General features: G+C 69.7%; 15 protein-coding genes and 1 pseudogene. 7 read left to right on the top strand and 9 right to left on the bottom strand.

Translation table 11 applies throughout. From position 1 onward, the window contains the following. A partial coding sequence (locus BFF77_RS03690) for a DUF1707 SHOCT-like domain-containing protein (RefSeq protein ID WP_141698350.1) occupies positions 1-231 on the bottom strand: 231 nt, incomplete at its 3' end. Between the two features lie 384 nt (positions 232-615). Here BFF77_RS03690 and BFF77_RS03685 point away from each other — a divergent pair. The 5 genes from BFF77_RS03685 to BFF77_RS03665 all read left to right on the top strand — a co-directional run bounded on the left by BFF77_RS03685 (position 616) and on the right by BFF77_RS03665 (position 8695). After that, positions 616-2313, top strand: a complete 1698-nt coding sequence (locus tag BFF77_RS03685; RefSeq protein WP_066943719.1) for a fumarate hydratase — start codon at positions 616-618, stop codon at positions 2311-2313. Between the two features lie 118 nt (positions 2314-2431). Further along, positions 2432-3829 (top strand): class II fumarate hydratase, encoded by a 1398-nt coding sequence (locus BFF77_RS03680; protein WP_066943717.1) that lies wholly within the window; start codon positions 2432-2434, stop codon positions 3827-3829. A 92-nt stretch (positions 3830-3921) separates the two neighbouring features. Further along, entirely contained in the window at positions 3922-4596 is a 675-nt protein-coding gene (gene fomD, locus BFF77_RS03675) for a cytidylyl-2-hydroxypropylphosphonate hydrolase (RefSeq protein ID WP_066943715.1), read from the top strand. Between the two features lie 552 nt (positions 4597-5148). Further along, a complete protein-coding gene (locus tag BFF77_RS03670) occupies positions 5149-7029 on the top strand; it encodes an ATP-binding SpoIIE family protein phosphatase (protein ID WP_066943713.1) in 1881 nt (626 codons plus the stop codon). Between the two features lie 202 nt (positions 7030-7231). Then, on the top strand, positions 7232-8695 hold the full coding sequence (locus BFF77_RS03665) for a catalase (RefSeq protein WP_066943711.1): 1464 nt from the start codon (positions 7232-7234) through the stop codon (positions 8693-8695). A 143-nt stretch (positions 8696-8838) separates the two neighbouring features. Here the strand turns inward: BFF77_RS03665 and BFF77_RS03660 are convergent, their stop codons facing one another. Then, the gene (locus BFF77_RS03660) at positions 8839-11082 is read right to left on the bottom strand and encodes a transglycosylase domain-containing protein (protein WP_066943709.1); all 2244 of its coding nucleotides are present in this window, start codon (positions 11080-11082) and stop codon (positions 8839-8841) included. A gap of 639 nt (positions 11083-11721) precedes the next feature. Here BFF77_RS03660 and ahpD point away from each other — a divergent pair. Next, a complete protein-coding gene (gene ahpD / locus BFF77_RS36535; protein ID WP_066943707.1) occupies positions 11722-12279 on the top strand; it encodes an alkylhydroperoxidase, AhpD family in 558 nt (185 codons plus the stop codon). Between the two features lie 9 nt (positions 12280-12288). Here the strand turns inward: ahpD and BFF77_RS03650 are convergent, their stop codons facing one another. From BFF77_RS03650 to BFF77_RS03630, 5 genes are all read right to left on the bottom strand, one after another. Continuing rightward, positions 12289-13065, bottom strand: a complete 777-nt coding sequence (locus BFF77_RS03650; RefSeq protein ID WP_066943705.1) for a hypothetical protein — start codon at positions 13063-13065, stop codon at positions 12289-12291. Further along, positions 13062-14402 (bottom strand): AI-2E family transporter, encoded by a 1341-nt coding sequence (locus tag BFF77_RS03645; RefSeq protein WP_066943703.1) that lies wholly within the window; start codon positions 14400-14402, stop codon positions 13062-13064. Before BFF77_RS03645 ends, BFF77_RS03650 begins: the two co-directional genes overlap by 4 nt. 129 nt (positions 14403-14531) lie before the next feature. Beyond that, the gene (locus tag BFF77_RS03640) at positions 14532-15230 is read right to left on the bottom strand and encodes an aggregation-promoting factor C-terminal-like domain-containing protein (protein WP_066943701.1); all 699 of its coding nucleotides are present in this window, start codon (positions 15228-15230) and stop codon (positions 14532-14534) included. 383 nt (positions 15231-15613) lie between these two features. Beyond that, positions 15614-16939, bottom strand: coding sequence for an RNA 5'-3' helicase PhoH2 (gene phoH2 / locus BFF77_RS03635; RefSeq protein WP_079124803.1), 1326 nt, complete (start codon positions 16937-16939; stop codon positions 15614-15616). Positions 16940-17274: 335 nt separating this feature from the next. Further along, positions 17275-18036, bottom strand: coding sequence for an isoprenyl transferase (locus tag BFF77_RS03630; RefSeq protein ID WP_066943697.1), 762 nt, complete (start codon positions 18034-18036; stop codon positions 17275-17277). Between the two features lie 148 nt (positions 18037-18184). Between BFF77_RS03630 and mgrA the strand changes: the two genes are divergently transcribed. After that, positions 18185-19222, top strand: coding sequence for an L-glyceraldehyde 3-phosphate reductase (gene mgrA, locus BFF77_RS03625; RefSeq protein ID WP_066943695.1), 1038 nt, complete (start codon positions 18185-18187; stop codon positions 19220-19222). Positions 19223-19499: 277 nt separating this feature from the next. Here the strand turns inward: mgrA and BFF77_RS03620 are convergent, their stop codons facing one another. Both BFF77_RS03620 and BFF77_RS03615 read right to left on the bottom strand, forming a co-directional pair. Next, on the bottom strand, positions 19500-19967 hold the full coding sequence (locus tag BFF77_RS03620; protein WP_079124802.1) for a winged helix-turn-helix transcriptional regulator: 468 nt from the start codon (positions 19965-19967) through the stop codon (positions 19500-19502). A 64-nt stretch (positions 19968-20031) separates the two neighbouring features. Next, positions 20032-20400 (bottom strand): annotated as a pseudogene (locus tag BFF77_RS03615) (prepilin peptidase); the annotation flags it as partial. Between the last annotated feature and the right edge of the window lie 153 nt (positions 20401-20553).

Raw genomic sequence — 20553 nt, 5'->3', positions numbered from 1 at the left:
GCCGTCGGCGCCGACGGCGGGCAAGTCCCGTACCAGCGGTTCCAGTTCACCCACGGTCTTGGCGCGGTAGACGGAATCGATCCGCTCGGCATGCTCCTCGGCGTCCAGGCGGCCCTCCGCCAGGGCCTCCCGGAGGATGTCGGCGATCCTGTCCCGGTCGGCGTCGGAGGCCCGGATACCGCCGGGCTCCACCGGCGCGGCCGGCTTCTGGGGGTGCTTTTCGAGGTCCACGGTCCCAGGGTAGCGAAACGCGATAGATCGCGACTAGGTCCTGTCCGGCGGATCCTCGTGGATCAGCCCGGGGCGTCTGGCGCGGTGCACCGCAAGGCGGAGGATCGGACTCGTACGGGACGCACTTGGCCGACTCCGACAACGCGGCAAGGTGCCGTGCCAGGCGTCCCGGGCCCACGAGGGTCCGCCGGACAGGGCCTGGGTCCGGTCCGGCCCGACCGGGGTTCGTCCGTTCTCCGACCGTCCTGCCCGCGCCGGGTGGCCGCGCCGGGCCAGCCCGCTGAGCCCTACCTCACAGGCGCGGCGGCGGTGCGGCGCCCTACGCTGGAGTGCGCGTTGCCAATGGAGGCCGCGTCGCCGTCTGTCGAGTGAGGAATGGCCGTAATGCCAGAGTTTGCGTACTCCGATCTGCTCCCGCTGGGCGAGGACACCACGCCCTACCGGCTGGTGACCGCCGAGGGCGTCTCGACCTTCGAGGCCGACGGGCGTACGTTCCTCAAGGTCGAGCCGGAGGCGCTGCGCACCCTCGCCGCCGAGGCGATGCACGACATCTCGCACTATCTGCGCCCGGCCCATCTCGCCCAGCTCCGCAGGATCGTGGACGACCCCGAGGCATCGTCGAACGACAAGTTCGTGGCGCTCGATCTGCTGAAGAACGCGAATATCGCGGCGGCGGGTGTTCTCCCGATGTGCCAGGACACCGGTACGGCGATCGTGATGGGCAAGCGCGGACAGAACGTACTGACGCGGGGCGGCGACGAGGAAGCCCTTTCGCACGGCGTCTACGACGCGTACACCAAGCTGAATCTGCGGTATTCACAGATGGCCCCGCTCACCATGTGGGAGGAGAAGAACACCGGCTCGAACCTGCCCGCGCAGATCGAGCTGTACGCGACCGACGGCGGCGCGTACAAGTTCCTCTTCATGGCGAAGGGCGGCGGCTCCGCCAACAAGTCGTTCCTCTACCAGGAGACGAAGGCGGTTCTCAACGAGACCTCCATGATGAAGTTCCTGGAGGAGAAGATTCGCTCGCTCGGCACGGCCGCCTGTCCGCCGTACCATCTGGCGATCGTGGTGGGCGGCACATCGGCCGAGTTCGCCCTGAAGACCGCGAAGTACGCCTCCGCGCACTATCTGGACGAATTGCCTTCCGAGGGCTCCGCGACCGGTCATGGCTTCCGTGACAAGGAGCTGGAGGAAAAGGTCTTCGAGCTGACGCAGCGGATCGGTATCGGCGCGCAGTTCGGCGGCAAGTACTTCTGCCACGACGTACGGGTGGTCCGCCTGCCGCGCCACGGCGCGTCGCTGCCGGTCGCGATCGCGGTCTCCTGCTCGGCCGACCGCCAGGCCGTCGCGAAGATCACCGCGGAGGGCGTCTTCCTGGAGCAGTTGGAGACGGACCCCGCGCGCTTCCTGCCGGACACCACGGACGAGCACTTGGACGAGGGGGCCGGAAGCACCCGCGGCGAAGCCGCCGACCGGCCCAGTGTGCGGATCGATCTCAACCGTCCGATGGACGAGGTCCTCGCGGAGCTGACGAAGTATCCGGTCAAGACGCGGCTCTCGCTCTCCGGACCGCTGGTGGTGGCCCGCGACATCGCGCACGCCAAGATCAAGGAGCGGCTGGACGCGGGCGAGGAGATGCCCCAGTACCTCAAGGACCACCCGGTGTACTACGCGGGCCCGGCGAAGACGCCCGAGGGATACGCGTCCGGCTCCTTCGGCCCGACGACGGCCGGCCGGATGGACTCGTACGTGGAGCGGTTCCAGGCGGCCGGCGGCTCGAAGGTGATGCTCGCCAAGGGCAATCGTTCGAAGCAGGTCACCGACGCCTGCGCGGCGCACGGCGGCTTCTACCTCGGCTCGATCGGCGGCCCGGCGGCGCGGCTGGCGCAGGACTGCATCAAGAAGGTGGAGGTCCTCGAGTACGAGGAGCTGGGGATGGAGGCGGTCTGGAAGATCGAGGTGGAGGACTTCCCGGCGTTCATCGTGGTGGACGACAAGGGGAACGACTTCTTCACCGAACCGGCCCCGGCGCCCACGTTCACCAGCATCCCGGTCCGCGGGCCCGGCCTCGGCTGACCTCAGGGCTGGCCTCCGGACCGTACAGGGCCGCTCTCGCCGTCACACTTTCGTGGGAACGCCTCCCGGGAACACTTCGCCGCGGCCGGACGCTCTCCTTGCAGGAGGTACGACGACGATGACGACGGACGAGAGCCGGTACCGCACCGAACACGACTCCATGGGTGAGGTGCTGGTGCCCGCGCACGCCAAGTGGCGCGCGCAGACGCAGCGCGCGGTGGAGAACTTCCCCGTCTCGGGGCAGCGTCTGGAGCGAGCCCATATCGAGGCCCTGGCCCGGATCAAGGCCGCGGCGGCGAAGGTCAACGCCGAGCTCGGTGTGATCGACAAGGACATCGCGGACGCCGTCCAGGACGCGGCGGCCGAGGTCGCCGAGGGCCGCTGGGACGAGCATTTCCCGGTGGACGTCTTCCAGACGGGCTCAGGTACCTCCTCGAACATGAACACGAATGAGGTGCTCGCCACGCTCGCCGGCGAGCGCCTCGGCCGTGAGGTCCATCCGAACGACCATGTCAACGCGTCGCAGAGTTCCAACGACGTCTTCCCGTCCAGCATCCACATCGCCGCGACCGCCGCCGTCACCCGTGAGTTGATCCCGGCGCTGGAGCATCTCGCCGCCGCCCTGGAGCGCAAGGCCGAGGAGTTCGGCGCGGTGGTCAAGGCGGGGCGTACGCATCTCATGGACGCCACGCCCGTCACGCTGGGCCAGGAGTTCGGCGGCTATGCCGCGCAGATCCGATACGCGGTGGAGCGGCTGACCGCCTCCCTCCCCCGGCTCGCCGAGCTGCCTCTCGGCGGTACGGCGGTGGGCACCGGTATCAACACACCGCCCGGCTTCGCCGCCGCCGTCATCGCCGAGGTGGCCCGCGCCACGGGACTGCCGCTGACCGAGGCGCGCAACCACTTCGAGGCCCAGGGCGCGCGCGACGGGCTCGTGGAGACCTCGGGACAGCTCCGCACGCTCGCGGTCTCCCTCACCAAGATCTCCAACGATCTGCGCTGGATGGCGTCCGGACCGCGCACCGGACTCGCCGAGATCAGCCTCCCGGATCTCCAGCCCGGCTCCTCGATCATGCCCGGCAAGGTCAATCCGGTGATCCCGGAGGCCGTCCTGATGGTCGCGGCGCAGGTCACCGGCAATGACGCGACGGTCGCCGCGGCCGGCGCCGCCGGGAACTTCGAGCTGAACGTGATGCTCCCGGTGATCGCCAAGAACCTCCTGGAGTCCGTACGGCTGCTGGCCAACGTGTCGCGGCTGCTGGCGGACCGTACGGTCGACGGGATCGTCGCCCATGTCGAACGGGCCCGTGAGTACGCCGAGTCCTCGCCCTCCGTCGTCACCCCGCTGAACAAGTACATCGGGTACGAGGAGGCCGCGAAGGTCGCCAAGAAGTCCCTGGCGGAGCATCGGACGATCCGTGAGACGGTCCTGGAACTGGGCTATGTGGAGCGCGGTGACCTGACGCTCGCTCAGCTCGACGAGGCACTGGACGTCCTGCGGATGACCCGCCCGTGACGCGGCGCCCCGGGCCGTGTCCGGCGCGTCCCGTCCGGCTCCGTCCCCCGGGCGGAGGACGCCGTGCGTGAGACACGGCCTAGGATCTGCGCATGACAGAGACGGCGGCGGCCGGGCGCTGGGCGCCCGGCACACAGATTCTGTGGCGGTACCGGGAGAACGCCGGGGACCGGGTGCACATCTGCCGTCCCGTCACGGTCGTCCAGGACTCGGACGAGCTGCTCGCCGCCTGGCTGGCGCCGGACACACCGTGCGTGAAGCCGGCCCTCGCGGACGGCTCGCCGATCCAGAACGAGCCGCTGGCGACCCGCTACACCACACCGCGCACGGTGGTGCGCGACCGGTGGTACGGGATGGGCGTGCTGAAGCTGGCGCGGCCCGGTGAGCCGTGGTCGGTGTGGCTGTGGTGGGAGCGGGACTGGCGCTTCCAGAACTGGTACGTGAATCTGGAGGAGCCCCGCACCCGCTGGGCCGGCGGCGTCGACTCGGAGGACCACTTCCTCGACATCGACGTCTTCCCCGACCGGAGTTGGCGGTGGCGCGACGAGGACGAGTTCACCCAGGCCCAGCAGGACGGGCTGATGGGTCCCGACCAGGCCCGCCGGGTCAGGGAGGCCGGACTCGCGGCGATCGAGGTCATCAACGGCTGGGGCGCGCCGTTCCGCGACGGCTGGGAGCACTGGCGGCCCGAGCCGCACTGGACGGTGCCCGAACTGCCCGACGACTGGGGCCGGGCGCCGGAGCGCGCCGGGGCACAGGCGCGTTGAGCACCCCACCGCGCGCGCTCGCGCACAGCTCGCCGCACGGGCCGCCGCGCGGCTGTCCGCACAGCTTTTCGTACGGCCGTACGGACAGCTCCCCGCGGCGCCGAAGACCTGACGGAAGTCATGGCCGGAAGCGGTCCACTTGGCCGGAACGGTGCTGACCAAGACCGTGATCACAGGGGCGCCGCCGCCGACGTCATGAGACCCTTGATGTGCCCCCAGGGTTCAAACGTAGGATCGTCCTCCGGAAGACTGCACCGGGGCAACGGGTGTGCACAGCAACCGGCCTGACCGTTGGTCACACCGCAAATCACCAGACGTCACACCGTTAGCCGCTACGACCGCACGTCATGACGACCGTGAGTCACTACGAGGGGGTGGAGCCGTGCGTTGCGGGCCCAGCAGGAACCGTAGGACGCCCCCGGGTGTCCTGAGACGCACCGGACACCGGACAGGGCCTGGGCACAGACCCCGGCGGGGAACGGCACTGCCGGGACCTGCCCCTGTCGCAGTGACCGCATCGCACCACCGGCCCGGACGGACGGAACCCCACGCGTGACGGAGCACCCACCCTCCCACGAAGGCAGGCAGCCCCTGGTTGCCCGCCCGCAGGAACGCACGCGCCCGCGGCAGGAGGCCGGCGCCTCCGGCGCGCCGGGGCCCTCCGTACCGTCGCCCGCGCCCGCGCCCGACCCGGCGGCCACGGCGCGCCGCGAGGGAGACCGGCTGCGCTTCGTGGGCGCCGCGACGCGCCGTATCGCACGCGGCATAGACCTGGACGAGATCGTGCTCGGGCTGTGCCGCGCGACCGTCCCGACGTTCTCCGACGCCATACTCGTCTATCTCCGCGATCCGCTGCCCGTCGGCGACGAGCGCCCGGTGTCGCCGTTCGTCCTGCGGCTGCGGCGCACGGACCGGCTGCGGCTGACCGACGAGGACACCGAGACCGGCGGTATCCCCCTCCAGGCCGGCGACGCGCTGCGGCTGCCGATCCTCGATCCGCAGTCGGACGTGATGCCCGCCGCCGAGCTGTGCGAGGTCGGCTCGGGCGGGGCGCTCTCCGAGGTCCTGCGCGGGGTGCGCCCGGTCTTCGGCGACTCCGCGGCGGCCCGTGCCGCGCTGCCGGAGCTGCTGGGCGCCGACCGCGCCGTACCGACCGGGCACCGCGCGATCCTCGCGCCGCTGCGCGGACGCCGGCGTGTCATCGGCGCGGCCGTCTTTCTGCGCAGACCCGACCGCGCCGCCTTCGAGCCGAACGACCTGCTGGTCGCGGCGCAGCTCGCCACGCACACGGCGCTCGGGATCGACAAGGCGGTGCTCTACGGCCGCGAGGCGTACATCGCGGACGAGCTCCAGCGCACGATGCTGCCGGAGAATCTGCCGCAGCCCACGGGTGTGCGGCTGGCCTCCCGCTATCTTCCGGCCGCCGAGACCGCCCGGGTGGGCGGCGACTGGTACGACGCGATCCCGCTGCCCGGCAGCCGCGTCGCGCTGGTCGTCGGCGATGTCATGGGCCACTCCATGACCTCCGCGGCGATCATGGGCCAGCTCCGTACGACCGCGCAGACGCTCGCCGGTCTGGACCTGCCGCCGCAGGAGGTGCTGCACCATCTGGACGAGCAGGCGCAGCGGCTGGGCTCGGACCGGATGGCGACCTGCCTCTATGCCGTCTACGACCCGGTCTCGCACCGGATCACCATCGCCAACGCGGGCCATCCGCCGCCCATACTGCTGCATCTCGGCGGCCGGGCCGAGGTGCTCCGGGTGCCGCCCGGCGCGCCGATCGGCGTCGGCGGAGTGGACTTCGAGGCCGTCGAGCTGGACGCGCCCGCCGGGGCGACGCTGCTGCTCTACACGGACGGGCTGGTCGAGTCGCGGCTGCGTGACGTATGGACGGGGATCGAGCAGCTCCGGGAGCGGCTCGCCGCCGCCGCGCAGCTCACCGGGCCCGATCATTCGCCGCCGCTGGAGGCGCTCTGCGACGACGTCCTCGATGTGCTGGGCCCCGGCGACCGTGACGACGACATCGCGCTGCTCGCCGCCCGCTTCGACGGGATCGCGCCGAGCGATGTGGCGTACTGGTTCCTGGAGCCGGAGGACGCCGCTCCGGGGCGGGCCCGGCGGCTGGCCAGAAGGGCGCTGGCCCGCTGGGACCTGGAGGAGCTGAGCGACTCGGTCGAGCTGCTGATCAGCGAGGTCGTCACCAACGCGGTGAGGTATGCCGAGCGTCCGGTGACCCTGCGGCTGCTCCGTACGGATGTACTGCGCTGCGAGGTCGGCGACGACTCGCCGCAGCTTCCCCGGCAGCGGCGGGCCCGGGACACGGACGAGAGCGGACGGGGACTGTTCCTGGTCAACCGGCTGGCACGGCGCTGGGGAGCCACGCGGCTGTCCACCGGGAAGGTGGTCTGGTTCGAGCTGCCGACCCGGACGTGACCGAACACGTCCGCCGGACCTGCCCGGATCAACCCGAACCGGCATGAGCCGAACGAGACCGCCAAAAGGATCAAAAGGGACGAATATAGATGTTGCCGACATGGTGTGAGAGGGCTTGACTGGGGAAGGCGCTCTCTGTGAACGCTGCCATTCCCCGGGGCGCCCCCGGTTTCCCGGGCCTGCTATCGACGGGAGGACGTTCGTGAGCGGGTCATCCCCCAGGACGGCTTACACGACCAACAACGCCGGCATCCCGGTGGAGAGCGACGAACACTCGCTCACCATCAGCCCCGACGGGCCGATCCTGCTGCAAGACCACTATCTGATCGAGAAAATGGCCCAGTTCAACCGGGAACGGGTCCCCGAGCGCGTGGTCCACGCCAAGGGCGCGGGCGCGTACGGCTTCTTCGAGGTGACGGACGACGTCAGCCAGTTCACCAAGGCCGACCTGTTCCAGCCGGGCAAACGCACGGACATGCTGGCCCGGTTCTCGACGGTCGCCGGCGAGCTGGGCTCGCCCGACACCTGGCGAGACCCACGCGGCTTCGCACTGAAGTTCTACACCGAGCTGGGCAACTACGACATGGTCGGCAACAACACGCCGGTCTTCTTCGTCCGTGATCCGCAGAAGTTCCAGGACTTCATCCGCTCCCAGAAGCGCCACCCGGCCACCGGGCTGCGGAACAACGACATGCAGTGGGACTTCTGGACGCTCTCGCCCGAGTCCGCACACATGGTCACCTGGCTGATGGGTGACCGGGGCATTCCGAAGTCCTACCGGAATATGAACGGCTACAGCTCGCACACCTATATGTGGGTGAACGCCACAGGTGAGCGGTTCTGGGTGAAGTACCACTTCAAGACCGACCAGGGCATCGACTACTTCACCCAGGCCGATGCCGACGCGATGGCCGGTACGGACGCGGACCACCACCGCCGCGATCTGTACGAGTCGATCGAGTCCGGGAACGCGCCGACCTGGAGCCTGAAGGTCCAGATCATGCCGTTCGAGGACGCGGCGGACTACCGGTTCAATCCGTTCGACCTGACCAAGGTGTGGCCGCACGCCGACTACCCGCTGATCGACGTCGGCCGGATGACGCTCGACAAGAACCCGGACGACTACTTCATCCATATCGAGCAGGCGGCGTTCGAGCCCTCGAACCTGGTGCCGGGCATCGGCCCGTCGCCGGACAAGATGCTGCTCGGACGGCTCTTCTCGTACCCGGACACACACCGCTACCGCATCGGCCCGAACTACAGCCAGCTGCCGCCCAACCGGCCGCGGGTGCCGGTGCGCTCGTACGCCAAGGACGGACCGATGCGGTACGACCCGTCGGCGGCGGCCAGGCCGTACGCGCCGAACTCCTACGGCGGTCCCGCGGCCGACACGGAGCGCTTCGGCGACCCGGCCGGCTGGGCCGCGGCGGGCGAGATGGTGCGCGAGGCGTACAAGCTGCACCGCGAGGACGACGACTGGGGCCAGGCGGGCACACAGGTCCGCGAGGTCCTGGACGACGCCGCACGCGACCGGCTGGTGTCGAACGTCAGCGGACACCTGGCACAGGGCGTGTCCCGGCCGGTGCTCGACCGGGCGCTCCAGTACTGGCGCAATATCGACAAGGTGGTCGGCGACCGTATCGCGAACAAGATGAACGGCGGCTGACCGGCCCGGACCGCACGCGCGGGCCCGTCCCGTACGTCCCGGCGCCCGTCGGTCCGGCGTCCGGTGCGCACGGCGGGGAGCGGCCCCGGCGGATGTGATCACATCCGCCGGGGCCGCTCCCCGCGTCACCGGGCGGTCGCTCCTCATCCGCCGCCGCGGCCGGGACCGCCGGCCGGAGCTCCACCGGTGGGAACACCGCCGGTCTCGGCGCCGCCCGGGTCGGAGCTGCTGGACTCCCCGGGGCCCGGCTCGCTGGAGGACGGCGTCTCCTGCGGTGTCTGGGGCGCGCTCTGGCTCGGAGTCTCCGCCGGCGGCTCCGGCTCCTGGGTCGGCGGGGACGGCGGCGGCGCGGAGCTGCTCGGCGTCTCGCTCGGCGCCGTCTCGCTGGGCGTCACCACCGGCTCCTCGCGGACGGGCTCGGCGATCTCCAGGTCGAACCGCGCGTCCGAGCCGCCGTTCAGCGCGCCGAGGGTGTAGTCCGCCCAGATCCTGGCCGGGAAGCCGCCGCCGTTGGCACGGCCGCTGTTGGCGGTGCCGGTCAGACTGACCTGCTCGCCGCCCTCCTTGGTGGACTCGCCGAAGAGCGCGACGACCGTCGTGAGCTGAGGGGTGTAGGCGGCGAACCAGGCGGACTTGTTCTTCTCCGAGGTACCGGTCTTGCCCGCCGCGTCATAGGCGGACGTATCGGCCTCGAAGCCCGATCCGTCGTCCACGACGCCTTGCAGCACATGGGTCACGGTGTCGGCCGTCTCCCGGCTGACCGCCTGCTTGCCGATCGGATCGGGCAGGTCGACCGTACGGTCCTTGTGCGAGGCCGCCTTCACGATGGCCGGAGTGACCTTCCTGCCGTGGTTGTCGAGCGTCGCGTAGACGCCCGCCATGTCCCAGGTGGAGGCGTTCATCGTGCCGAGTGTGATGGCCGGCCGTTCGGGGAACGCCTTGCCGTCCCGCATCCCGAGGGCCAGCGCGGTCCGCTTGACCTTGGCGGGAGTGACATCGACCACCATCTGCGCGAAGACGGAGTTGACGGACTTGTTCATGGCCGTCTGGACGTTGACCCAGCCGTAGTCCTGGTCGTCCTCGTTCTGCGGGTCGAAGGGGGTGTCGCTGCCCACCACGGGCCGTCTGCTGGTGCCGTCGTACCGCGTGTTGACGCCGATCTTCTCGCCGTCCTGGGTCTTCGAGCCGTTCTCCAGGGCGGAGGCGAGCACGACCGGCTTGAAGGTCGACGCGGGCTGGTAGTCGTCGCGGGTGGCGTTGGAGATCCAGTGCTTGGTGGCGCTGGTGCCGCCGTAGAGGGCGACGACGCGTCCGGTCTTCGGGTCCACCGAGGTCGCACCGGCCTGGACCGTGGCGTCGGTCTTGTTGTCCTTGCGGTCGAGCTTGCTCTCCAGTTCCTTGTCGACCGACTTCTCCAGCTCCCGCTGCCGCTTCCTGTCGATATTGAGCGTGATCGTCCAGCCGCCCGCGTCGATGTCCGCCTTGTCGACGCCCTGGCGTGCCAACTCGTCATTGGCGGCCTCGACCAGATAACCGGTCTGGCCCTCCATGCCGCGGGCGGCCTTGGGCTCGTGCGGTACGGGGAACTTCAGACCGGAGCGGACCGACGCGTCCAGCCACTTCATCTCGACCATGTTGTCGAGGACGTAGTTCCAGCGCTCGGTCACCAGCCGCTTGCCGGTCTCGCCCGCCACGGCCCAGTCGTACTGGCTGGGGGCCTGGAGCAGCGCGGCGAGATAGGCGCCCTGGGCGACATTCAGCTCGGCCGCGTCGATGCCGTAGTACGCCTGGGCCGCGGCCTGGATCCCGTAGGCACCGCGTCCGTAGTAGCTGGTGTTGATGTACCCGGCGAGGATCTCGGTCTTGTCCTTCTTGCGGTCCACCTTCAGGGAGATCACCAGCTCCTTGAGCTTGCGGGTGACCGTCTGGTCCTGGTTGAGGTAGTAGTTCTTGACGTACTGCTGGGTGATGGTCGAGCCGCCCTGTTTGCCCTTGCCGGACAGGGTGTTCAGCAGACCGCGCGCCGTGCCCTTGATGTCGACGCCGGCGTCCTGGTAGAAGGTCTTGTTCTCGGCGGCGACGAAGGTCCGCTGGACCGCCTTGGGTATCTGCTCCAGCCCGACGATCTCGCGGTTGATCTCGCCGGTACGGGCCAGGACCGTGCCGTCGCTGTATTTGTAGACGTTGCTCTGCATCTCGGCCTGCGCGTTGGCGCTCGGCACCGGGACCAGCAGATAGATCACGACGAATCCGCCCATGGCGAGCAGGCAGAGCCCGAAGAAGGTGCCGAGCAGCTTCTTCGGCGTGAAGAAACGGCGTATGCCGCCCTTTTTCGGTGCCCGGCGCGTTCCACGCTGCCGCGCCCGTCCGGCTTCAGCTCGGCTCATCGCCGTGTCGCTCCGCTCTCAGATCGTGTCGTCAGAACTCGTGCCAGCGCTCACCCATCGGAATCAGCTCAGAAAACTAACACCGCTTGCTGTGACAAAGAGCACCGATCCTCACTTTCCGGACGTGACAATCCGCACCCGTCTCAAAGGAACCGACTCATGAGACGGCCGGAGGGTTGCCAGAACCAGCAATTCCGCCGGCACGACCCGTGCACGCCCGTGATCGTCTTCGCCGCCCTGCCCGACCCGGCCGACGCGCCGCTCGTCCTGTGCGGACCGAACATGGTGGCGCCCGAGGCGGTGCGCGCCTGGCGGCGCGGGGGCCGGTGCGCGGTGGGGGCCGGGCGCCGGGGCCTCCGGAGGTGCGTGTCCGGACTGCGCTGCTGTCGATATGCGACTCCGTCGCGTGGTCACCGCGCTTCGCGCGAGTTGCGACGCTTTACGTCCGGACACGCACCTCCTGCGACCCCGACCCCTCCCGCCGCATTCCGGCTGCGGATCCGGTGCCGGGCCGCATACCCAGCCCGTCCGGCGTTTGAGGAACGGCTGCCTCGGCGCCGGGCTCCCCGACGGTTGGGACGCCCCGGCGCGGGCCGCAGGCCGGAAGACCGGCCCGGCCGTTGTGCCACTATCGGTGACGTGACCTCGACGGGACTCGACGCGCTCAAGTCGGCCATACCGGACTACGCCAAGGACCTGCGGCTGAACCTCGGTTCGGTCGTCGGCGACAGCCCGCTGTCGCCTCAGCGGCTCTGGGGCACGGTGCTGGTCTGCGCGATCGCCTCCCGGTCGCGGGCCGTGCTGCTCGCGCTGGGGCCGGAGGCCAGGGCCCGGCTGAGTCCTGGTGCGTACACCGCCGCCAGATCGGCCGCGGCCACGATGGCGATGAACAATGTCTTCCACCGGACCAGGCATCTTCTGTCGGACCCGGAGTACGGGAAGCTCCGCGCGGGGCTGCGGGTGAACGTCCTCGGCGACCCCGGTGTGGAGAGGATCGACTACGAGCTGTGGTCGCTCGCCGTCTCCGCCGTCAACGGCTGCGGTCTGTGCCTGGACTCGCACGAACGGGTGCTCCGTGGGGCCGGTGTGGACCGGGAGACGATCCAGGAGGCGTTCAAGATCGCCTCGGTGATCCAGGCGGTCGGCACGACCCTCGACGCGGAGGCCGTGCTCGCGGAGGCCGCCGGGGCCGGGTGAGGCACGCGGTCACTTCTTGAGCGCGTCCATCAGGTCCCTCATGTCCTCGACCATGGCGCTCTCGATACCGGAGAAGTCGGCCGGTTCCGGCACCTCGTACTCGCCGGTGGTCGGGTTCGCGGTGTATTTGACGACGTGCCTGACGGCGATGGTGAGGACGGCCTGGCCGTCGAGGACCTTCAGCTCCGGCTCGTCGCGCGAAGGATCCGTCACCAGATAGGCGCGTTCGCCCAGGTCCGGTATGCGCATCACGCGCCGCTCCGGCGCTCCGTCCGGAGCGAGCCGGGTCACCGTCGCGTCGAACTCGGGGCCCGGGTCGGTCCGCTTGTGCAGGCTGTAGTCGACGTCGACGCCGGTGTACGCGGCCGGACCGCTGTCCCTCCCGGCCGCGATCAGTGTCACCGAGCAGTGGGCCCGGTCGATCGCGAGCTGCTCGTCCACCGCCGCCCTCGGATAACGGCGCTTGCCGAGGACGGTGGCGATGGCCGGCAGTTCGGCGTCCCGGCAGAGGTTGCGGCTGATCCCGTAGCCGCCCAGATCCGGCCCGGCCGGGCCGTACGCGTACAGTCCCGCCGCCCAGACGGCGGAGGCGGCCACCGCGCCGCCGAGCGCCCACGGCCAGGGCGCGGACCGCGGCGGCAGCCAGGGCGGGCGCCGGCCGGCGATCGTCTCGGGGCCGGCGGCCGGCGGTGCCTGGACGCCGTCGCCCGCCCTCGGAGCCGGTACGGAGGGCATCAGCGGCGGCGGGCCGTTCTCGGTGCCCTCCAGTTCCGGCTCCGAGATCATTCCTGGCCGTCCGAGCCCTCGGCGACCGCCGGTGTGCCCACGGTCGCCGCGGCGGGCTCGGGCGCCGGTGCCGCCGTGGCCGGCGGGGAGGCGTGCCGCAGGTCCCGTTCCGCGCTGTACGCGCGGAGATAGCCGACGACGGTGTTGGTGACCGCCACCAGCGGCACCGCCACCACCGCCCCTGCGATACCCGCGACCAGACCGCCCGCGGCGACGGCGAGGACGACCGCGAGCGGATGCACCCGTACCGCGCGGCCCAGGATGAACGGCTGGAGGACATGGCCCTCGATCTGCTGCACCCCCAGCACGATGAGCAGGACCATCAGCGCGGTGAACACGTCCTGCGTCACCAGCGCCACGACCACGGCCAGCGCTCCCGAGATCACCGCACCGACCAGGGGGATGAACGCACCGAGGAAGATGATCACGGCCAGCGGGACGGCCAGCGGCACTTCGAGGAAGTAGAGCCCGAGCCCGATGAAGAGCGCGTCGATCAGCGCCACGATCACCGTGCCGCGCACATAGGCGGTCAGGGTGTGCCAGGCGCGCGGCCCGGCTCCCGCGACGCCCTCACGTGCCTGGGCCGGGACCAGCTTGAGCGACCACTGCCAGACCCGCTTGCCGTCGTACAGCAGGAAGAGCGTCGAGAACATCGCGAGGAAGATGCCGGTCAGCAGCTCGACCATCACCGTCACGCCCTGGAGCCCGGCGGAGGTGATCCCCTCGGCGTTCGAGCCGACGGCGTCGCTCAGACTCTTCGCGAGGTCGTTGATCTGGCCCTCGGTCACATGGAACGGGCTGTTGAGCAGCCAGCGCTTCAGCTCGTTGATGCCGTCCGTGACCCGGTTGGAGAGATCGTCGATGTTCTCCATGACCTGCCACACGACGAACCAGCCGACCAGTCCCATCAGGACGAATCCGGCGACCGCCGTCAGCGCGGTGGCCACCGCGCGCGGCACTCCCAGCCGTCTGAGCCAGGCGACCGTGGGCTGGAGCAGCGCCGTGATGAGCAGGGCCGCGACAAAGGCCATGACGACGAGCTGTACGGCGCTGATGACACGCATCAGCACCCAGAGCATCCCGGCGAGGACGAGCAGCCGCCAGGCGGCCTCGCCCGCGACCCGCATGCCCCAGGGAATGGCGGAGACGGGATCGGGCCTGCCGGAGGCGGCGGGGGCGTACGAGGGTGGTGGCGGCGGAACGGACACGGGATCGGACTCGGGCGCGGCGACGGTGACCGGTGTCTCGTCCGCCTCGGCCCTGCGCCGGTCCAGATGCTCACCCATCCGCGTCAGTCCCGTACCCATCTGGCTGAGCCACGCCGGCACTCTTGACATGATGTTTCCTCTTCCCCCCGTTCCTCGTCCCATGTGCTTCCCCGCAGATGTTCGAATCGACCGTACACGGGAGAAGCCCCCCACCGTAGGACGGTGGGGGGCTTCACGAGGTTGAGCGCCGGACAGTGCCTAGTACCAGTTGTTGGCCTGCCAGAACGACCAGGCGCCGCAAGGGCTGCCGTAGCGGCCGTCCATGTAGTTCAGGCCCCACTTGATCTGGGTGGCCGGGTTGGTCTGCCAGTCGGCGCCGGCCGAGGACATCTTCGAGCCGGGCAGTGCCTGGACCAGACCGTACGCGCCGGAGGACGGGTTCTGCGCCTGGTAGTTCCAGCCGGACTCGTGGTCCACGATGTTGCTGAAGCACTGGTACTGGTCGGCGGGGATCATCTGCCGTGCCATCGCCTGGACCTGCGCCACGGTGTACGAGCTCTGCGCCGCGAAGGAGGAGGCGGACCGCACCTCGTCACGGCTCGCGCGCTCGGCGGCCTCCTTGGCCTCGCGCTGGCGCTCGACCTCCTCGTCGGCGGCTTCCTTCTTCGCCTTGGCGTCCTTGGCGGCCTGGATACGGGCCGCTTCCTCCGCGGACTTCTTCGCGGACGCGTCGGCCGCGGCGGCCAGTACGTCCGCCTGCTGGGTCAGCGACGCGGTCTGCACCTGCGCCTGCTGGCCCGCGGGAATGTCTGCGAGGAGCGTCGTGTCGGCTGCGGCCGCCTCGAAATTGTCGTCCGAAACCTGGGGGTCGCCCGAGGCGACACCCACGACAGCGCCGACGGTGGTGACCGCGGTGGCCGATGCCACGGCGAATCCCCGGACCGAGATCCGGCTCACACGGTGTCCTTCCAGCATCGCCCGCATAGGTGACCCCGCGGACGCGATCGTGCCCCTGGCACTGGCCTCCGCACTACTGGGTCACGGGAGACACGGGCCCGGTGGGCAATCCCCTGGGGGACTGCCGCGTGGTGCACGGGCGGCATACGGCGGCAGTTGTTGAGTTGTGTGGTGCCACACCACTGGGGGTGCGCGTGTGCCGCATGCGGGGCCTGACGGAAGCAAGACTCTGCCGGAAGGCCACGCCGCGAGGCAATTCTTCGTTGCGTGGGAAAGCTCACACCCCGTTCGGCCGGGGAGAAAAAGGAAAGCGCCGCACGGTGCGACGCCGCCCGGCTAAGCTGTTGCGCTCCGCCGGGCGGCATCAACCGTGGCGATACGGTCTAGATCTGACCGTCCTCCAACATTTCGGTCACCAGCGCGGCGATCTGCGAGCGCTCGGAGCGCGTCAGGGTGACATGCGCGAAAAGCGGATGACCCTTCAGTTTCTCGACGACCGCGACAATTCCGTCGTACCGCCCGACCCGCAGATTGTCACGCTGCGCCACATCGTGGGTCAGCACCACCCGGGAGTTCGCCCCGATCCGGGAGAGAACGGTCAGCAGGACGTTCCGCTCCAGGGACTGGGCCTCGTCCACGATGACGAACGCGTCGTGCAGGGAGCGTCCCCTGATATGGGTGAGCGGCAGCACTTCGAGCATGCCGCGTCCCAGCACCTCCTCGATCACCTCTCGGCCTGCCACCGCGGAGAGCGTGTCGAAGACCGCCTGCGCCCACGGGCTCATCTTCTCGGCCTCGGTGCCGGGCAGATAGCCCAGCTCCTGTCCGCCCACCGCGTACAGCGGCCGGAAGACCATCACCTTCTGATGCTGCCGGCGCTCCAGGACCGCCTCCAGGCCCGCGCAGAGGGCCAGCGCCGACTTGCCGGTGCCGGCCCGGCCGCCCATCGACACGATGCCGATGTCGGGATCGAGGAGGAGATCGAGGGCGATGCGCTGCTCGGCGCTGCGGCCGTGGATCCCGAAGGCCTCACGGTCGCCCCGGACGAGCCGGACATTGCCCTCGGCGGTGACCCGGCCGAGCGCCTTGCCACGCTCGGACTGGAGCACCAGCCCGGTGTGCACGGGCAGCTCGCTCGCCTCGGGCACATAGATCGACTCCTCGGTGAAGAGGAGGTCGACCTGGTCCGCGGCGAGCGTCAGCTCGCTCATGCCGGTCCAGCCGGAGGAGTCGGTGATGGCGAGCTCGGCGCGGTACTCCTCGGCGAGGAGGCCGACCGACGACGCCTTGATGCGCAGCGGCAGGTCCTTGGAGACGACCGTGACGTCGTACCCCTCGGCCTGGAGGTTGCGCGCCACCGCGAGGATCCGTGAGTCGTTGTCCCCCAGACGGAAGCCGGCGGGCAGGATGCCGGGATCAGAGTGGTTGAGCTCGACACGCATCGTGCCGCCCAGGTCGCCCAGCGGAATCGGGGCGTCGAGACGGCCGTACCGGACGCGGAAGTCGTCGAGCAGGCGCAGGACCTGCCGGGCGAAATAGCCGAGTTCCGGATGGTGCCTCTTGGCCTCCAACTCCGTGATCACCACGATCGGCAGCACAACCTCGTGCTCGTCGAAGCGGGACATGGCGTTCGGATCGGCCAGCAGGACGCTGGTGTCGAGAACGTAGGTGCGCCTGTCGGGCATGCGGCGCTTTGTGCTGGTCACCACGGAAGGACGTACCCCCTCGAATGAGGTCGGGGTGCGACGGCGTCGCGGGCGGGTGGGCCGGGCTCGGGCCCCATGCGCGGGCCGAGCTCCGGCCCTCCATGTCGCCCGTACGTCTGACCGCACGGTCGTCCTGGTGCAAAGGGCCTCCCGGGCGGACGGCCCCATGCCGTCCGCTGAGATGCGACGTCCACGGACCTGGCTTTCGGACATCGACCTGGGGGAGGTATTCCCTCGAACACGCGCAGCCATGCCACGGCATATGACGGACGGCTGATGAACCACAGGTGACGGAGGTGCGTGAGCGGGTACGGAGGAGCCGCGAAGGAAGCGGAAGGTCAGGTTCCGTAGCGGCGGTGGCGCGCCGCGTAGTCACGCAGGGCACGCAGGAAGTCGACCTTGCGGAAGGCCGGCCAGAAAACTTCGCAGAAGTAGTACTCCGAATGGGCGCTCTGCCAGAGCATGAAGCCGGAGAGACGCTGCTCCCCGCTGGTACGGATGACCAGATCGGGATCCGGCTGGCCGCGGGTGTAGAGATGGGACGAGATCAGGTCGGTGTCGACGATGTCCGCGAGTTCCTCGAAGGTGGTGCCCTTGTTCGCGTGATCCGTCAGCAGGGAGCGGACCGCGTCCGCGATCTCCTGTCTGCCGCCGTAGCCCACGGCGACATTGACGAGTATGCCCTTGTTGCCGATGGTGGCCTGTTCGGCCTCCTTGAGAACCATCTGTGTACGGCCGGGCAGCAGGTCCAGCGTGCCGACGTGGTGCACGCGCCAGCGGCCGTCGGCCGCCAGGTCGCGGACCGCGTTCTCGATGATGCCGAGAAGGGGGATCAGCTCGTCCTCGGGGCGGTCGAGATTGTCCGTGGAGAGCAGCCAGAGTGTGACGACCTCCACATTGGTCTCGGAGCACCAGCCGAGCAGTTCCTGGATCTTGCTGGCACCGGCCTTGTGTCCCTGTTCGGTCGTGCCGCCCGACGCCTTCGCCCAGCGGCGATTGCCGTCGAGGATGACGCCGATGTGCTTGGGCACCTGGGCATGATCGAGACGGCCTTCCACCCGGCGCGCGTAGAGCCCGTACACCAGGTCGCGCAAGTTCACTGAGTCCACCTCTCGATTCGATGGGGACCGGCGCGTCCGCTCACGGGATCCTGGGGCCGGCCCTGGGACCCCGAAGCCGTCACATTACTGCGCGGTCCCCACCGGCACCCAACCCGGTCTGTCACAAGTCCGTGATAAGGAATGAACCGTGACTGATTTCCCCTCCTACCTCGCAGCCGACGACCGGTACGACTCCATGGAGTACCGGCGCAGCGGACGCAGCGGCCTGAAACTGCCCGCGATCTCGCTCGGCCTCTGGCACAACTTCGGTGACGACCGGACCCTCGATTCGCAGCGCGGCATCCTGCGCCGCGCCTTCGATCTGGGCGTCACACACTTCGATCTGGCGAACAACTACGGGCCTCCGCCGGGATCCGCCGAGCTGAATTTCGGCAAGATCTTCGCGCAGGATTTCTCGGCTTATCGTGACGAACTCATCATTTCCACCAAGGCCGGATATCTCATGCATCCCGGACCCTACGGTGAATGGGGTTCGCGCAAGTACCTGCTGTCCTCGCTCGACGCCTCCCTGAACCGGATGGGCCTCGACCACGTCGACATCTTCTACTCGCACCGGTTCGACCCGGACACTCCGCTCGAGGAGACCATGGGGGCGCTGGCCTCCGCCGTGCAGCAGGGCAAGGCGCTGTACGTCGGTGTGTCGTCGTACACCGCGGAGCAGACCGCGGAGGCGGCCCGGCTGCTCAAGGAGATGGGGGTGCCGGCGCTCATCCACCAGCCGTCCTACTCGATGATCAACCGCTGGACCGAGGACGACGGTCTGCTGGACACCCTGGAGGCGGCCGGGATGGGCTGCATCTCCTTCGTCCCGCTGGCGCAGGGACTTCTGACGAACAAGTACCTGAAGGGGATCCCCGAGGGCTCCCGGGCCACGCAGGGCAAGTCCCTCGACCCGGATCTGCTCTCGGACGAGGTCACCCGGCGGCTGAACGGGCTGAACGAGATCGCCCGGCGCCGGGACCAGTCGCTGGCGCAGCTCGCGCTGAACTGGGTGCTGCGCGATCCGCGGATGACGTCGGCGCTGATCGGCGCGTCGAGCGTGAAGCAGCTGGAGGAGAATGTCGCGGCGCTCGCCGGGGCACCGCTCTCCGCCGATGAGCTCAAGGAGATCGACAGCTTCGCGGTGGACACCGCGGGCACGAACATCTGGGCCGGCCGGGGCTGACGCTCCACCGCCCGTGAGCGGGCGGGCCGACGGCCCGATGTCGACGATGCCGGCCCGTTCGGTCACCGGACAGGAAAACGGGCCGGTCCGTGGGGGGGATACGGACCGGCCCGAGGGGGGGTTTCCACCATAACCCTTCGTAAGGGTTGGTGCGCGCCACGACAGGCCGGGATGACGCTCCGGAAGCGCCGGAAGACCCTGTGAGCCCCGGAATCCCGGAGCTCACAGGGGTACGGGCCCGGGCGTGGCGAGTAGTAGCCACCCCGTGCGACGGCCCTCAGGACCGATGAGCGACGGCCGGCGCGTTGACGCTCGGGAGTGCGGTCAGGGACTCGGGCAGGGGTTCGGTCAGGGGCCGGGATTCGGTCTCCGTGCGGGGGCCGGGCCCGTCCGGGCGCTCGCTCAGCTTGTTGGCCACGATCCGGCCCATGAACGCGTCGCCCCAGACACCGAGCGGCAGCAGGGCGGTGTTGAGCGCCTGGCCCATGTCCGTGAGGGAGTACTCGACGCGGGGCGGTACCTCCCGGTACACCTCGCGATGGACGACTCCGTCGGCCTCCAGCTCACGTAACTGCTGGATCAGCATCTTCTCGCTCACACCGGAGACATGCCGGCGCAGCGCCCCGAAGCGGTGCGGTCCGTCGTGCAGCGCCCAGAGGATGAGCGGTTTCCATTTCCCGCCCACCACATCCACCGCCGCGTCGAGCCCACAGGTGTAGACGGCTCTGCTCTGGCTCTTTGTCATGGCCAACTCCGTTCCGGTCTCGACTTACGGTTCCGGCCTCGATACTTACCGTTTCAGCGGTACATCACGCTACGGCGAGGGCACCGAGGAGGATACCGACCAGAGCCCCGGTGATCATGAACGGACCGAACGGGATCGCCGACTTGCGGCCCGCCCGGCGCAGCAGGATGAGCCCGATTCCGTACAGGGCGCCCAGCAGGAACCCGGCGAACGCCCCGACGAACAGGACCGGCCAGCCGTACCAGCCGAGGGCGACGCCGAGCGGGAGCGCGAGCTTCACGTCGCCGAAGCCCATGCCGTTGGGGTTGATCAGGAACAGCGTGAAGTAGCAGACGCCGAGGGCCAGTCCGCCGAGCAGCGCCCGTGGCCAGGAGCCGCCGGCGCCGGGGAGCGGCGCGGCCACCGCGAGCAGGACGGCCGCGGCGGCGACCGGGCCGCGTCCCGAACTCGCCGTCTGGCTGCTGTTCACGCCCTTCGCCGTCCTGCTCGCGGTGGCCGCGCCGCTCCCCGGCGCCGGCGGCTCCTGGCCACGGGCGCTGCTCGGCGGACTGGCCCTCGGCGTCTGCTACTTCACGCTGTTCCTGAT

Source organism: Streptomyces lushanensis, from assembly GCF_001700515.1.
Lineage (GTDB): Bacteria > Actinomycetota > Actinomycetes > Streptomycetales > Streptomycetaceae > Streptomyces > Streptomyces lushanensis.
Note: the sequence above shows the minus strand (reverse complement) of the source record. Positions and strands in the feature narration are given on the sequence as shown.

Excerpts from the sequence above, each read along its gene's own strand:
- BFF77_RS03685 (WP_066943719.1), top strand. The coding sequence starts at position 616 with ATGCCAGAGTTTGCGTACTCCGATCTGCTCCCGCTGGGCGAGGACACC.
- BFF77_RS03680 (WP_066943717.1), top strand. The coding sequence starts at position 2,432 with ATGACGACGGACGAGAGCCGGTACCGCACCGAACACGACTCCATGGGT.
- fomD (WP_066943715.1), top strand. The coding sequence starts at position 3,922 with ATGACAGAGACGGCGGCGGCCGGGCGCTGGGCGCCCGGCACACAGATT.
- BFF77_RS03660 (WP_066943709.1), bottom strand. The coding sequence starts at position 11,082 with ATGAGCCGAGCTGAAGCCGGACGGGCGCGGCAGCGTGGAACGCGCCGG.
- BFF77_RS03650 (WP_066943705.1), bottom strand. The coding sequence starts at position 13,065 with ATGATCTCGGAGCCGGAACTGGAGGGCACCGAGAACGGCCCGCCGCCG.
- BFF77_RS03645 (WP_066943703.1), bottom strand. The coding sequence starts at position 14,402 with ATGTCAAGAGTGCCGGCGTGGCTCAGCCAGATGGGTACGGGACTGACG.
- BFF77_RS03620 (WP_079124802.1), bottom strand. The coding sequence starts at position 19,967 with ATGACAAAGAGCCAGAGCAGAGCCGTCTACACCTGTGGGCTCGACGCG.